Annotated in this window: 8 protein-coding genes; 6 read left to right on the top strand and 2 right to left on the bottom strand. The window is 69.3% G+C overall.

The annotated features are described in order from the left end of the window. Positions 1-61 precede the first annotated feature (61 nt). Positions 62-775: a hypothetical protein gene (locus tag ASE43_RS04480; RefSeq protein ID WP_057159587.1), complete on the top strand. Its 714-nt coding sequence runs from the start codon at positions 62-64 to the stop codon at positions 773-775. 281 nt (positions 776-1,056) lie between these two features. Continuing rightward, complete coding sequence (locus ASE43_RS04475) at positions 1,057-2,448, top strand: TIGR03013 family XrtA/PEP-CTERM system glycosyltransferase (protein ID WP_057159586.1); 1,392 nt, start codon at positions 1,057-1,059, stop codon at positions 2,446-2,448. A 25-nt stretch (positions 2,449-2,473) separates the two neighbouring features. On the opposite strand, the gene ASE43_RS04470 is transcribed toward ASE43_RS04475, so the two are convergent. Further along, a complete protein-coding gene (locus ASE43_RS04470) occupies positions 2,474-3,316 on the bottom strand; it encodes a hypothetical protein (protein ID WP_162258749.1) in 843 nt (280 codons plus the stop codon). Between the two features lie 51 nt (positions 3,317-3,367). Then, positions 3,368-3,820: a J domain-containing protein gene (locus ASE43_RS04465; protein WP_056175764.1), complete on the bottom strand. Its 453-nt coding sequence runs from the start codon at positions 3,818-3,820 to the stop codon at positions 3,368-3,370. 217 nt (positions 3,821-4,037) lie between these two features. Between ASE43_RS04465 and ASE43_RS04460 the strand changes: the two genes are divergently transcribed. The 4 genes from ASE43_RS04460 to ASE43_RS04445 are packed head-to-tail and all read left to right on the top strand — an operon-like array spanning position 4,038 to position 15,817. After that, positions 4,038-12,347: a non-ribosomal peptide synthetase/type I polyketide synthase gene (locus ASE43_RS04460; RefSeq protein WP_162258748.1), complete on the top strand. Its 8,310-nt coding sequence runs from the start codon at positions 4,038-4,040 to the stop codon at positions 12,345-12,347. 49 nt (positions 12,348-12,396) lie between these two features. Next, complete coding sequence (locus tag ASE43_RS04455; RefSeq protein WP_057159583.1) at positions 12,397-13,197, top strand: hypothetical protein; 801 nt, start codon at positions 12,397-12,399, stop codon at positions 13,195-13,197. Beyond that, positions 13,194-14,036, top strand: coding sequence for a hypothetical protein (locus tag ASE43_RS04450; protein WP_057159582.1), 843 nt, complete (start codon positions 13,194-13,196; stop codon positions 14,034-14,036). Before ASE43_RS04455 ends, ASE43_RS04450 begins: the two co-directional genes overlap by 4 nt. Then, positions 14,033-15,817 (top strand): hypothetical protein, encoded by a 1,785-nt coding sequence (locus tag ASE43_RS04445; RefSeq protein WP_057159581.1) that lies wholly within the window; start codon positions 14,033-14,035, stop codon positions 15,815-15,817. Before ASE43_RS04450 ends, ASE43_RS04445 begins: the two co-directional genes overlap by 4 nt. Positions 15,818-15,835: the final 18 nt, after the last annotated feature.

The raw sequence follows: 15,835 nt of genomic DNA, 5'->3' as shown, positions 1-15,835 counted from the left end.
GCCGCATTCCGCGGCATTCCGGGGGCCGTAAGCGCCGCGGGATCGCGTTGTGGTTGAAGTCATGCATCAGAAATTCGCTGCCGCCGCGCTCCTGGCCTGCTCCTGGGCCGGCGGCAGTCTGGCTGCGCAGCCGGCATCGCAAGCGGCGGGCCGACCGGACCCGTCGACGCCTGCGCTGGGCGGTTCCGCTACGACGGCCGCGACCGAGGGCATCCGCGACGCGATCGCCGGTCCCTTGATCGACGCGATCTCGCTGCGGTTGGGCGGGCGCGCCGTCGAACTGCGTTTGGACCTCGTCGAGGTCCGGGCGATCGACGTCGATCAGCGTGCCATTCGCGGCAGCGGCGCCGCCCAGATCGTCGGGCGACAGGATTGGATCGGCTTTCGGTTCGGCGTGCGTTACGACGCCCGCCTGCGCAGGTTGGGACGCCCCGATATCGGCATCGACCCGGTCGCGGCGGGAGAGCGCGATGTTCCCAACGACCCGCGTCTGGTGCGGCAACTCGAGGCCATGCTGAGCGCGGATCTGGCCCAGGCGCTGCGCAAGCCGTCGGCCCAGCTCCGGCTCGACCGGGTTTCCAGCGTCGAAGACGACGGCCAGCGGCTGCGGATCGATGCGCTGGGCACGGTCTACCCCGACCCCTATGGCCCCGGCATGCCCTTGGCCGTCACCGCGCTCTACGATCGTCCCAGCCATGTCTGGCTGCGGCTCGAGTACCGCCCGGGCGACGATGCCGCAAGCGGCTCCCAGGACCGGCGAACGTCGGCGCGTTGATGCGCCGAGGCTCGCGGCGCTCGCGTCGAATCGAAGCGCTGCGCGCCCGCGACGGCCGGAACGCCGCGATTCCTTCGTTGTCTCGGTCAAGCCAGCCCGTTTGGAGAGCGAGCGTCCTTTGCCCGGAAACGGGGTAGCCAGGAGTGGGGGCTACGCATCGGCAGGTACAGCGTAATGAAGGATCACCCGGTAGCGTTTCCTCGCTTCGATCCTAGTCCAGCGCGAGAACCAGACAGGGGGCATTCGTCGTCGCGTGCGCCGCACGGAAGGCGGGTGGCGCCATGAGCATCGCATTGGCCAGTCGCAAAAGCCGCGCACTGCTGCTGCTATGGCTGGGCGAGACCTGGCTGCTGATCCTGTCGGTGACGATCGCGGCGTGGCTGCGCTTCATGGGATCGCAGGGTCTGATCAGTTCCTTCCAATGGGCGCCGGTACGCGCGTTCGTGTTCGCCGCCTTCATCACGGTGTCGATGGTGGCCTTCGGCCTGTACCAGGTGCACGTGCGCCACAACCGGATGGAGTTCCTGCTCCGGCTGGTGTTGTCCTTCGCGTTCGGCGGCATCGCCCTGCTGGTGCTGTACTACTTGATGCCCGCCGCCTACATCGGCCGCGGCGTGCTGGCGATGGCGCTGGCGATCGGCCTGGTCGCGGTGATCGCGCTGCGCCTGATCGTCGAACGGGTGTTCAAGACCGATGTGTTCCGGCGGCGGGTACTGGTGTTCGGCGCGGGCAAGAACGCCGATCTCATCAACAGTCGCATGCGGCGGGGAGCCGACCGCAGATCCTTCGTGGTGGTGGGTTTCGTGCCGGTGCCGGGGCAGCCCGTGCTGGTGCCCGAGAAGTTGCTGCTCAGCACGGATTTCGCACTGTCCGAGATCGCCGAGTGGCTGCACGTCTACGAGATCGTGGTCGCGCCCGACGAGCGGCGCGGCGCGCTGCCGATGGAGGAAATGCTGACCTGCGCGCAGCGCGGAGTCACCGTGACCGATCTGTCGACGTTCTTCGAGCGCGAGGCCGGCATGGTCAAGCTGAACGTGGCCGACCCGTCGTGGCTGGCGTTTTCGGGCGGTTTCGATCATTCCATGCCGCGCCGCCTCAACAAGCGCTTCTTCGACCTAGCCGCCGCATGCGCCCTGTTGCTGGTGGCCTGGCCCTTCATGCTGCTGGTGGCGGCGTGCGTCAGCCTGGAGTCGCGCGGTCCGGTGCTGTACCGGCAGACGCGCATCGGCGAGAACGGTCGCAGCTTCGAGCTGATCAAGTTCCGCAGCATGCGCGTGGACGCCGAGGCCGACGGCGTGGCGAAATGGGCGACCCAGAACGACGATCGCACCACCCGGGTCGGTCGGATCATCCGCCTGTCGCGCCTGGACGAGCTTCCGCAACTGTTCAACATCCTGCTCGGGGAAATGAGCTTCGTCGGCCCTCGGCCCGAGCGGCCGCAGTTCGTCGACATGCTCAACCAGGAAGTGCGCTACTACAACGTGCGCCACTGCGTGAAACCGGGCCTGACCGGCTGGGCGCAGCTGCGTTATCCCTACGGCGCATCGGTACGGGACGCCGAGGAGAAGCTGACCTTCGATCTGTTCTACGTGAAGAACCACGGATTGGTATTCGACCTGCTGATCCTGCTGCAGACGGTCGAGGTGGTGCTGTTCCGCCGCGGCTCGCGCTGACGCCTGCGGCCTGTGCCGGCGCAGATTACCGTGATCGGCTCGCAGGCCCGGATGCGGCCGCGTGGTGGCGCGCACCGGCGAAAACGAACCGCACCTCGCCGTAGCGTTGCGAGATATAGCTCAGCAGCGCGTGGATGAAAGCGATGACGCCCGCCATCTCCATGCCTTCCTCCAGGCTGACCAGTGCGTGATAGACGAGGTTCCTGTGCCCGTGTCCCTCGCGCCACCATCCCTCGACCAGTTCGACGCCCAGGGCGCCGCCCAGATAGATCGCGGCGGAGATCACGAAGGCGATCGCCGTCCTGCGCGGCAGGCGCAGCAGGAAGCGCAGGAAGTAGGCGCCGAGCACGCAGACCAGGGCGATGCCGGGTATCACCCAGGCGAAGAAGAAGATGCCCAGGTGCTGGCCGCCCAGCAGCGCGCGCAAGGGCGCGATCGTTCTTTCGTGGAAGGACAGGGCCTCGTCCAGGGACATCAGCGCGAAGCCGGCGGCGAGGAGGGCCCATTTCGACACATCGGCGCTCTGGTGGCGTCGTTCCAGCACGGCGATCAGCGTCAGGATCAGCGCGGCGCCGAACAGCAGCAGGGTCGAGAACAAGGCCGGAAGATTGTTTTCTCCGTCCATGCTGAGCATCGCCAGGCCGACGACATGTTCCTGGTGCGCGATCAGCCGATAGGCCTGCAGGCCCAGATTGGCGGCCACGAGCAGAGCCGTGGCGGCGGCCAGCGGCCAGGCGATGGCACTGGGGGTGAGCGGGATCTTGCTGGCGTCCATCGTCTGATCAGTCGCCTGTGCGTGACGGGTGCCGGTGCGCCCACCTCCTGGAAAACGGGCCCGGGCGGTGCCTGCGGACAGCACGGCCGCCACCGCGTTTGGTGCGCATCGACGCGAGCGGGCGCGGACGCGCGGCCGGGCCCGCTACCTCAGCCATTCTCCCGAGGCGAGCGCCAACACGGCGAACAGGAGAATCAGCAAGGCGATGGCCAGCACCAGGGCGAACCGCGCCGGCGCGGGCGGACCCTGCTCGGAATAATGGTGCTCGGAACGACGGAACTCGGAAGGCCGATGTTCGAAAGGGCGCGGGCTGCCGGCGGCATGGGCCCGCGACAAGCCGCCATGCGCCGGGCCGCCGCCGATCCGATGCGGGGCTTCTCCCGGCAGACGTCCGTAGCGGCGATGGAAGCGCGTGGCCGTGGTGTACAGACCGATCAGGTCGCACAGGTAAGCCGAATCCTGCAATGGCGGCTTGGCGCCCGGACGCCTGGGGTGCAGCTCGGAAATCCGCCTGCGATAGGCGAGCTGGAGCTCCTCCAGACTGCAGTTGGGCCTCAGCCCCAACTCGGAGTACAGCAGCGTCAGGTCGGCTTTCATCGGAGACCTCCCATCTTCCTATCGTAACGCGCGCAGCGGGCGTGGGTAGCGATTTGCCTGCGATTCGCGCATGGCCGCATGACCACCCTCACGGCGTTTGTCATGACATCGACGCGCGATCCTTGCCCTGCCGGGTGCGGAGGCCAGGGGATACGACTGGGATGTCATCACGGTGGGATCGCCAGGTGCCGCGAGCGCGGGCAGGGAAAACATGGGTATGAACAAGCTATCCGATGGTTCTGCGCCCTCCCGCCCGCTCGTCTGCATACCGCAACTGATCGAACAGCAGGCCGCCGCGCGCCCGGACGCCATCGCGGTCAGCTGCGACGGCGCCAGCCTGAGCTATCGCGAACTGAACCATCGCGCCAACCAACTCGCCCATCGCCTGCGCTCCCTCGGGGTGGGGCCGGAGACCCTGGTGGCGATCGGCTTGGAACGTTCGCTGGAGATGGTGGTGGGGCTGCTCGCCATCCTGAAGTCGGGTGGGGCCTATCTGCCGATCGATGCCTCCTATCCGCGCGATCGCGTGCAGTTCATGTTCGAGGACGCGCGTCCCGCCGTGCTGCTGAGCTCGTCGGCACAGAGACTGACCTTGCCCGCGACCGACGCGACGACCTTGATGCTGGACGGCGACTGGTCCGAATTCGCCGCCGAACCCGTGCACGATCCCGAGCCGTTGGCGCGGCCCGAGCATCTGGCCTACGTCATCTACACGTCCGGCTCGACCGGCCTGCCCAAGGGCTGTCAGGTCACCCATGCCAACGTCGCGCGCCTGTTCCTGGCGACCCGGCCCAGGTTCGAGTTCGGCCCCGACGATGTGTGGACCTTCTTCCATTCCCACGCCTTCGACTTCTCGGTGTGGGAGATATGGGGCGCGCTGATCCACGGCGGCCGCGTCGTGGTCGTGCCGTTCCTGACCAGCCGATCGCCGGAGGCGTTCCATGCGCTGATGCTGCGCGAGCGCGTGACCGTGCTCAACCAGACGCCGTCGGCGTTCCGCGGCCTCATCCATGCCGATCTCGCGTCGGCGACCGAGCCTTCCGGCTTGGCGCTGCGCTATGTGGTGTTCGGCGGCGAAGCCTTGGAACTGCAGATGCTGCGGCCGTGGTTCGAGCGTCACGGCGACCGGTCGCCACGCCTGATCAACATGTACGGCATCACCGAAACCACGGTGCACGTCACCTACCGGCCGATAACCCGCGCGGATCTGGAGCGCAGCGCAGGCAGCGTGATCGGTGAGCCCATCCCCGACCTGCATCTGTATGTGCTCGATCCCGCACTCGCACAGGTCGCCGTCGGCGAAGTCGGCGAGATCCATGTCGCGGGCGCCGGCGTGAGCCGCGGCTATCTCAATCGCCCGGCGTTGACCGCCGAGCGGTTTTTCGACTGGACCTCGCCCGAAGGCGAGCGCGTACGCCTGTACAAGACCGGCGATCTGGCCCGTCCGCTCGCCGACGGCGATCTGGAGTACCTGGGTCGCAGCGACCATCAAGTCAAAATCCGCGGTTTTCGCATCGAGACCGGCGAAATCGAGAGCGTGCTGGCGAGGCACGAGTGCGTCCACGCCTGCGCCGTGATCGCAGCCGACGATCGCGCCGGCGGCGAGGCGCGGCTGGTGGCCTATGTCGTGCCCGCCGAGGCGCGCGCTAGCCAGGCATCCCTGCGCGCCCATCTCGCGACGGCCTTGCCGGACTACATGGTTCCCAGCGTATTCGTCGAACTCGCGGCGTTGCCCTTGACCGAGAACGGCAAGCTCGATCGTCGCGCGCTGCCGGCGCCGGCTCGGCAGCGCCCCGAGCTCGCGCATGCGTTCGAGCCCGCGATCGGCGCGCTCGAGGCTGCGCTGTGCGCCGCATTCGGCGACACTCTCGCCGTCGATCAGGTCGGGCGCCACGACAACTTCTTCGAGCTGGGCGGCGATTCGCTGTCGGCGGCCAGGCTGTTGCAGCGGCTCAAGCAGGCCGGCACGCCGGCCGTCGCCATCCCGACCGCGCAACTGTTCCGCTATCCGACGCCGGCCCTGCTGGCCGCGTCGCTTGCAGGCGGCGACGCGACGGACATCGCTCCGGCGCGCTATGCGTCGGCCCGTCGCATGCAGGCGCATGGGGACGCCGCCGAGCCCATCGCGATCGTGGCCATGGCCGGACGCTTCCCCGGCGCCGCGGACGTCGAGGCGTTCTGGCGCAACCTCTGCGAGGGGCGCGATTCGATCACCGTCTTCGCCCCGGAGGAACTGGATCCCGCCGTCAGCGCGCAGGATCGCGACGATCCGGCGTACGTGCCGGCGCGCGGCGTGATCGACGGCGTCGAGCAGTTCGACGCGGCGTTCTTCGGTATCGGCCCCAAGGAAGCCGAGTTGATGGACCCGCAGCAGCGGATCTTCCTCGAGCTGGCCTGGGAATGTCTGGAACGCGCCGGCCACGTGCCCGACGCGACCGCGGCGCCGGTCGGCGTGTTCGGCGGCATGTTCAATGCCAGTTACTTCCAGCGGCACGTGTCCGCGCACCCTGAACTGGTCGACAAGGTCGGCGCCTTCCAGGTGATGCTGAACAACGAAAAGGATTTCATCGCCACCCGGGTCGCGCACAAGCTCAACCTGACCGGCCCGGCGGTCAGCGTGCACACCGCCTGTTCGACTTCGCTGGTGGCGATCTGCCAGGCCGTCGACAGTCTGACGCTAGGCCATTGCGACATGGCCCTGGCCGGCGGCATCAGCGTCACCTGCCCGCCGCGCAGCGGCTACTTCTATCAGGAAGGATCGATGCTCTCGCCCGACGGCCACACCCGGCCGTTCGATGCGAGCGCACAGGGCACCGTGTTCAGCGATGGCGCGGCGATCGTGCTGCTCAAGCGACTGTCCGATGCCCTGGCGGACGGCAACCCCATAGTCGCGATGATCCGCGCCGGCGCGGTCAACAACGACGGCGCAGGCAAGGCCAGCTTCACCGCGCCGAGCAGCGAAGGCCAGGCGGCGGTCATCGCCATGGCCCACGATCGGGCGCGGGTGGATCCGCGCAGCATCGGCTATGTCGAAACCCATGGCACCGCCACGCCGGTGGGCGACCCGATCGAAATCGAGGGCTTGACCCGCGCATTCCGCCGGGGCACCGACGAGCGCGGCTTCTGTCGGATCGGATCGGTGAAGAGCAACGTCGGCCATCTGGTTATCGCCGCGGGAGCGGCCGGCGTGATCAAGACCGCGCTGGCATTGGCCGAGCAGCGCATACCGGCGACCGCGCATTTCAAGTCGCCTAATCCAGTCATCGATTTCGCCGGTTCGCCCTTCGTCGTCAACGACGCCCTGACGGACTGGCCGGCCGGCGCCACGCCGCGTCGCGCAGGCGTGAGTTCGTTCGGCGTCGGCGGCACCAATGCGCACGTCGTGCTGGAGGAGGCGCCGAGCCGGCCGCCGTCGGACCCGGCGCGAGGGCCGCAACTGCTGGCGCTGTCCGCACGCACGCCGACGGCGCTGGCGCGCGCGACGACGCGCCTGGCCGACCATCTCGACGGCGCGCCTGGCCTGAACCTGGCCGACGCGGCGTGGACGCTCGCGCTGGGCCGCAAAGCCTTCGCGCATCGCATCGTGGTGGTCGCCGAGGACGCCGCCGCCGCGGTGGCGCAACTGCGCAGCACCGACATCGCCGTCGCCGCCGCGCGCGCCAAGCCGGCGCGGCAGGGCGAGGTCGTGTTCCTGTTCCCTGGACAGGGCGCGACCTATCCAGGCATGGGGCGCGGCCTGTACGACACCCAGCCGGCGTTCCAGGCGGCATTCGACGCCTGCGCGGACGCCTTGCTCGCGCAGCTCGGCTTCGACCTGCGCGAGCGCGTGTTCTCGAACGACCCCGAGGCGCTGCTGCCGACCGCGATCATGCAGCCGGCGACGTTCGCGATCGAGTACTCGATCGCGCAGTGGTGGATGAGCCACGGCATCGTGCCGACGGCGATGATCGGACACAGCGTCGGAGAATTCGTCGCCGCGACGCTGGCCGACGTGTTCGGCTTGGCCGATGCGTTGAACCTGGTCGCGCGGCGCGGCGCGCTGATGCAGGCGCAGCCGCCAGGCGCCATGCTGTCGGTCCGGCTGCCCTTGGACGCATTGCTGGCCAGGCTGCCCGCCGATCTGTCGCTGGCCGCCGAGAACGCGCCGGGCAGCGTGGTGGTATCGGGCGCCCTCGACGCGATCGCGCGCTTCCAGCTCGAACTCGAAGCGCAGGGCGTGGCCTGCCGTGCTCTGCGCACCTCGCACGCCTTCCATTCGCGGATGATGGAGCCGGTGGTGGCGCCGTTCCGCGCCGAAGTCGCCGCCCTGACGCTGTCGGCGCCGCTGATCCCGATCGTCTCGACCGCGACCGGCGATTGGCTGGACGCCGCATCCGCCACGTCCCCCGATTACTGGGCCTCGCACCTGCGCGAGCCGGTTCGCTTCGCCGCGGCGGTGGGCAGGGTGCTGGACACGCCGTCGCGGGTGCTGCTGGAAGCCGGCCCGCGCGCCACCCTGTGCGCCTTGTCGCGTCAACATCCGGCCATGTCGAAGCAGCAGGCCACGGCGGTGCCGTCGCTGGCCGACGACCCCGCGACCGAGGTCGCCAGCATCCTCGCCGCGGCGGGCCAGTTGTGGTGCCGCGGTATCGCGATCGACCTGGCGGCGTTCGACCGTCGGCCTACGCGCCGGCGCGTATTGCTGCCCACTTATCCGTTCGAACGGCAGCGCTACTGGGTCGAGGCCGCGGCGGCCTCGAATGTCGTCGCGCTCCCAGGCGCGAATCTCGCGCAGGCGCTTGCGCCCGTACCCGCCGCCGAGGACGCGACCGTGCGGGCCACCGCGGCCCTACCGGATCGCCATGCGCGGCTGGTCGCGCAGCTCTCGGCCCTGTTCGAGGACGTGGTCGGATTCGACCTGTCCGAGGCCGACGACGAAGCCAATTTCATGGAGCTTGGCCTGGACAGCCTGATGCTGACCCAGGTCGCGCTGCGTCTGCAGAAGGCCTACGCGGTCAAACTGACGTTCCGGCAGCTGATGAGCGAATGCAGCAGCCTGGGTCGCCTGGCGACGATGCTGGACGCGCAGTTGCCGGCGGAGCCGGCGGGCACGCCGGTGCCGCCGGCCGCGGCCTCCGAGGCGGAAACCGCGAAGGCGCCGATGCCTTCGCCGCCATCGCGGCTTGCCGAGCTTGCCGCTGTGAGGGACCTGCCCGCATCCGTGGTGCCCGGCGACGAAGTCGCGCAGGCGTCGCGAGCCGGCTACGAGCCGTTCGGCGGCGGCATCCGCGCGCGCGTGGCGCCGACCACGGAGCCGCAGCGCGAGATCTGGCTGGCCGACCAGCTCGGGCGGGAAGCGTCGCTGGCCTTCAATCTTTCGGTATCGCTGCAGTTCCGCGGCGCGCTGAATCTGGAATTCATGCGCGAGGCGCTGCAGGAACTGGTGGACCGGCACGAATCCCTGCGCGCAAGCATCGGGCCGGACGGCGCAAGCTTCCGGGTGCTGGAGCGCCATGCCTTGCCGTTACCGGTCGAAGACCTGGCGTCGCTGAACCCGATCGCGCGACGGACGGCCGTCGACGAGCGCATCCGGCTCGCGGTGGAAACGCCGTTCGTGCTGGACCAGGGGCCGCTGTTTCGCGCGCAGCTGCTGCGCCTCGCGGCGGACGAGCATCTGCTGCTGCTGACCGCCCATCACATCGTCTGCGACGGATGGTCGTGGTGGGCGATCGTGCGCGAGCTGGGCGCCCTGTACGGAAAGCGTTTCGGAACGCCGGCGTCGAGCCTGCCCGAAGCCTCCTCGTTCGTCGCTTACGCATTGGCGGAAGCCGAGCATCAGGGCGACGCGGCGCAGCTCGCCGACGAGGCCTACTGGCTCTCGCGCTACGCCAAGGGTGCGCCGGTGCTGGAGCTGCCCACCGATCGGCCGCGGCCGCCGAACCGCAGCTTCGCCTCGGCCCGACTGGATCACGTGCTCGATGCCGATTTGCTCGATGCGCTGCGGCAGACCGGCGCGGCCCGTGGCGTCGGCATGTTCGCCACGCTGCTTGCGGGTTTTTCCGCGCTGCTGTCGCGCCTGTCGTCGCAATCGGAAGTGGTGGTCGGGATTCCCGCCGCGGGGCAGGCGGTCTGCGGCGCCGACCACCTGGTGGGGCATTGCGTCAATCTGCTGCCGCTGCGCTTCGAGCTCGAATCCGCCCAGTCGTTCGCGCAGGCGATCGACGACGCGCAGGCCATGTTGCTCGATGCCTTGGAGCACCAGCGCTACACCTTCGGCACGCTGCTCAGGAAGCTGCGGCTGCGGCGGGATCCGGCACGGATACCGCTGGTCAGCGTGCTGTTCAACCTCGACCAGGCCATGGACCAGGAATGCGCCGCGTTTCACGGCGTGTCCATGGAGTTCGACAGCAATCCGCGCAGCTTCGAAACCTTCGAGCTGTTCGTGAACGCCGTGCAGGTCCACGGTCGCTTGCGGCTCGAATGCCAATACAACCGCGACCTGTTCGACGCGACAACCATCCAGCGCTGGCTAAGCGCCTACGAAACCCTGCTGCGCGCCGCGGTGGAGCGGGAGACGGCGGATCTGGCGAGCCTGCCGCTGGTCGACGCGCAGGCGCGTACGGAGTTGGCCTCGTTGCAGCCAACGGCGATCGCCTACGACCGCGCCTGCAGGATGCACGAATACTTCGAGGCCCAATGCGAGCGCACGCCGGACCGGGTCGCGTTGCGCGCAGGTCCGGTGTCGTTGCGCTATGCCGAGTTGGAGGCGCGCTCGAATCGCATCGCCCAGGTGCTGCGCGGGCATGGCGTCCGTCGCGGCGCGCTGGTGGGTCTGGCCCTGGATCGCGGCCCGGACATGCTGGCGGCGTTGCTGGGCATCCTCAAGGCCGGCGCGGGCTATGTGCCCCTGGATCCGCAGTTCCCCGCAGAGCGCCTGGCCTACATGGCCGCCGACGCCGGACTGGCGCTGCTCCTGACCACGCGCGAGCACGCCGCCCGCTTCGATTTGCGCGGCAGGCCGGTGCTGCTGTTCGACGAGCATGCGTCCCTGTTCGCGACGGCGGAGGCGACGCGGCCGGGTCGCGACGAGCACGCCGCGCAGCCCGAGGATCCGGCCTACGTGATCTACACCTCGGGATCCACCGGCCGTCCGAAGGGCGTCATCGTGCCGCATCGGGCCGTGTCCAACTTCCTCGACAGCATGCGTCGCGAGCCCGGACTGGACGCGCAGGACCGGCTGTTGGCGGTGACCACGCTGTCGTTCGACATCGCGGTGCTGGAATTGCTGCTGCCGTTGGCGGTGGGCGCGCAGATCGTGCTGGCGGATCGCGAAACCGCCGGCGACGGCGTCGCCTTGCGCGCGCTGTTGGAACGCAGCGCCGCGACGGTGATGCAGGGCACGCCGTCGAGCTGGCGCCTGCTGATCGATGCGGGCTGGCGCGGCGCGCCGGGGTTCAAGGCGCTGTGCGGTGGCGAACCGATGGGCCTGGATCTGGCCACGTCGCTGTTGGCGCGCTGCGGATCCTTGTGGAACGTCTACGGGCCCACCGAGACCACCGTGTGGTCCACCTGCGCGCGCATCGTCCCGGCCCCCGCCGGGCAAGCGCCCGACATCCATATCGGGCGGCCGATAGGCAACACCAGCGTGTGGATCGTGGACGCGCATGGCGAGCTGTGCCCCTACGGCGTGCCGGGCGAGATCTGCATAGGCGGCGAAGGCGTCACCAAGGGCTATCTGGAACGCCCCGAGCTGACCGCCGAACGCTTCGTGGTCGATCGCTACACGGCGGCGTTCGCCGATGCAGCGCAGGCGGACGGCGCGGCCCTGTTGTACCGCACGGGCGATCGCGGCCGCTGGCGCGCGGACGGCAATCTCGAGCATCTGGGGCGTCTGGATCACCAGGTCAAGGTGCGCGGCTATCGCATCGAACTGGGCGAGATCGAGGCCAATCTGGCCGCGCGCGAGGAAGTCGCGCGCGCGCTCGTGATCGTGCGCGAGGATCGCGCCAACGACCAGCGTCTGGTCGCCTATCTGGTGGCCGCGCCGGGCGCGACCATCGAGGAGGCGGCGTTGCGCGCGCACCTACGGGAACTGCTTCCGGCCTACATGTTGCCGCAGCACTTCGTCGTGCTTGAAGAGATTCCGCTCTTGCCCAACGGCAAGATCGACCGCAACGCGCTGCTGCTGCCAGTCGATAAGGAACAGGCCGTCGTGCCTGCTCCGAGCGCGACTGGGGCGGCAGCCGACCCTCGCGTCCGTTACCTGTCGCAGATCTGGTCCGAACTGCTGGGCCTGCCCGCGGGTCCGGACGACAACTTCTTCGAACTGGGCGGACATTCGATGCTCGCGGTGCAGATGGCCAATCGCGTCGAGCGCGATACCGGCAAGCGCATCAAGCTGATCCGCCTGGGCGCGGAGACTTTGGCCCAGGTCGCGGCGGGCCTGCCCGTTGCCACCCAGAACGCCGCGCCCGCCAGCGGTATGGGCGGACGCATCAGCAGCGGCTTGCGACGCCTGTTCGGTTTGAAAGAAGGGTCTGGCCTATGAACCGCGCCGCACGCACCCGCAGTCTCGAGATTCCACGGAGGCGATCGCGATGAGCCTGGGTGGTTGGGAGCCGTTCTGGCTGGGCGCGCCGTCGCGGCGCTTGTACGCGGCGCTGCATGGCGTGCCGGGCGCGCCCGCGACCGGCGCCGTGCTGGTGCCGCCGTTGCTGCACGAACTGCCGCGCAGCCGTCGTTTCATCACCGAGGTCGCCAGCGAACTCGCGGGGCTGGGCCTGCCGACCCTGCGTTTCGACTTCCATGGCACCGGCGATTCCGCGGGTACCGGCGAGGATCTGGATCTGAGCTCGATGCATCGGGATCTCGAAGCGGCGGTGGCCGCGCTGCGTCAGCGCACCTCGATCAAGCGACTGGCGCTGGTCGCATGGCGCGGTGGTGCGCTGGCCGTGCGCGGCTGGCTGGAGCGGGGCGGTGGCGCCGATCTGGTCGTGCTTTGGGAGCCGATAATCGACGGTGCGGCCTGGCTGCGGGAGCTGGTGGAGAGCGATGCGCGCGAACGCGCGCTGCGTCCGCCGCCGCGTGCCGGCGTCGCCCGCAGCACCGATCCCGCGGACGGCCAGCTGATGGGCTTTCCCGCGCCGTCGCGCCTGCGCGTAGAGCTCGGAGAAGCGCGCATCGACCAGGGCCTGGGGCGCGCGGTGCCCGTGTGGGCGGTCGTTCGCAAGGATCCGGAGGCGCTGCCGACCGGCATCGCCAGGACCCTGTCGCTGCCTGCCAGCGCCCCCAGCTTCAGCGTGGGCGCGGCGATGGACGCGGCGTTCTTTCTTACGCCCCAGGTGCGCGAGGTGGTCGGAAAACTGGGGCTGGCGGTGCGCGAGGAAGCATGGGCATGAATGCCGTGTTGGATGCCAAGCCCGTTGCGGCCGTCGCGGCCGACGAGGTGTTCGTGCGCTTCGGCCCAGATGGGCGATTGCATGGCGTACTCAGCGGCGCGCCCGGCGCCGGGCCGACGCTGCTATTGCCCAGCGCGGGTTTGCAGCCGCGATCCGGACCGTTTCGTTTGCACGCGCTGCTGGCCCATCGTCTCGCGGCGCTGGGGATACGAACCTTCCGTTACGACATTCCCGGTGTCGGAGAGGCGCCGCGCCTGCCGGAGTGCGACGCCACCCAGGCGACGATCGCCGCCTTGGATCAGCTCGAAGCGCTGCACGGCTGTCGCGTGTTCGCGGTGGGCGGAATCTGCAGCGCCGCCGACACTGGCTGGGATGTCGCCAACGTCGATACGCGGGTGTCGGCGGTGTTGCTGCTGGATGGCCTGTGCTACACCGGCCCCTGGTATTACTACGCGCGCGCGCTCGAACTCCTGCGCCGCCTGCCCAGGGAATGGCGGCATTTCGCCCGCAAGCTGCGAGGGCGCATGCGCGGGAACGCCGGTCTGGACTCCTCCGATTTCCGCAGCTGGCCCAGCCATGCGCAAGCGCGCGAGCAGTTCGCGGCGATGCTGGCGCGCGACGTCCGCCTGCTGTGCATCTTCAGCGGCGGCTATGCCGATCGGTTCCTGCATCCGCGCCAGTTCGAATGGGCGTTCGGCGCGGCGGCGCGCGATCCGCGCGTGAACCTGCACTACTGGCCCGACTGCGACCATACCTACTTCGGACGGGAGCAGCGCGAGCGCCTGATCGAGGCGATCGCAATCTGGATGAGCCGCTTGCCGCGGAGCCCCGCCGGATGAAAGCCGTCGGCGCGCGCGAACGAACCCCGCTGTACGCTCCGCCGGTCGGCGCCACACGGCCCTTGCGCGTAACGCTGGTGGGGCCGCCGCAGGTCCCCGGATGGGTACGCGCGTTCCATGGCCTGGTGGCCGGGTACGACTGGATCGAACTGACCACGCTGAGCTCGGCCGGGGCGAGCTTGCCGAAGGTCGCTGGCGTGCCCGCGAGCGTGCGCGCCCTGATCGCGTTCGAGCGCGCCTTGCTAGGCCCCACCCGCAGCCTGACCGCGATGCCGATGCCGTCGGGTCCCCACGGGGACGCCGTTCTCGCGACGGCCGGTCCGGGAGACGAGGCCACCCTGGTCGAGCGCATCGCTGGCGCGCGCCCGGATCTGCTGATCGTGCTGGGCACGAAATCCTGGGCGTCGGCGCTGGCCGCCCAGACGAAATGCGCATGCTGGCTGGTCGACGCCAGCCTGCTCGACGATCGCCATGCGGGCTTGCAGTTGCTCGGTCCGATGCTGCGCCGTGAAACGGCGACGCGGATGGTCCTGGTCCTGCACGCGCCGAACCAGACGCCCGTCGACCTCGCGGCCAGTTGGGGCAGGACCCGGGCGACTTCGTTTCTCAAGCAGCGCGAGGATGCATTCCGCAAGCTGCCGGCCTTGCTGTTGCGCGCCTTGCGTCGGCTGGCGCAGGGAGATCTCGGCGCGGGCGCGCCTGCGATGGCGAGCCTGGAGCTGCAGCCGTTGGCGCCGCTGGCACCGGCCGCCGGGCTGCATGCCTTCGCGTCGATGCTGCGCGCTTCTCCGCGCTGGATGACCGGTTGGTTCAGGAACGCCCGCGTCGGCTGGACGCTGGTGCTGCGCCTGGGCGGAGCGCCGCTGGATCCGCACTCGCCGACGATCGGATCGCATGCCCTGCTGAAAGCGCCGAAGGGCTGGTGGGGCGATCCCTTCGTGGTGATGGCGCAGGAACGCAGGCTGCTGTTCGTGGAGGAAATGCTGGAGCCGCGGCTCAAGAAGGCGACCATAGCTTGCGTGGAACTGGGCGCGGGAGGCGCGCGCTCGCTCGGCGTCGCGCTGGACGAGCCCGGCCATCTGTCCTTCCCGCAAGTGTTCGCCTGGGAGGGGCAGTGGTACATGACGGTCGAGTCCGGCTACGACCGCCGCGTCAGCCTGTACCGCGCCAGCGACTTCCCCTTGCGATGGGAGCGGGTGCACGACCTTGTGGTCGGGCGCGTCTGTGTGGATCCGAGCCTGCACCATCATCAGGGCCACTGGTACCTGTTCGCCAACGTTGCAGAGAATCAGAACAACACCTGCGACGAGTTGTTCCTGTTCGTCGCCGACCGGCTGGAGGGGCCGTACACGCCGCATCCGGCCTCGCCCATCGTCTGCGATGTGCGCCGCGCCCGCATGGCCGGGCGGCTGTTCCAGCGCAACGGCAGCCTGATCCGGCCGGCTCAAGACTGCGGGCCCGGCTACGGCAATGCCGTCGTGTTCAACGAAGTGCTGGAACTGGGGCCCACGACCTATCGCGAGCGGCAACTGTCGCGGCTGGCCCCCTATCTGACGCGCAGCGTCGATGGCTGCCATACCTACAACGTGGCGGGCGGCGTCGAAGTCCTGGACGTGCTCGGACGTCCGCCGAACAGGACTGCCTACGTGGGCGTGCTCGATGAGCGGTCCGCGACGGACACGCGTGCTCGCGCGCCGGTCCCGGGTGCGGTGGATCCGGCGGCTTCGCCCGGTCCGCCTCCAGTCTGCGGCCCGGCCCATCCGGGCTCTCCTCCGAGGTGATGCGAAATGAGCGTCCAT

This window comes from Lysobacter sp. Root983 (genome assembly GCF_001429345.1).
In the GTDB taxonomy this organism is placed as follows: domain Bacteria; phylum Pseudomonadota; class Gammaproteobacteria; order Xanthomonadales; family Xanthomonadaceae; genus Lysobacter.
The sequence above is the reverse complement of the archived record's forward strand: the minus strand, read 5'-3'. Positions and strand labels throughout refer to the sequence as shown.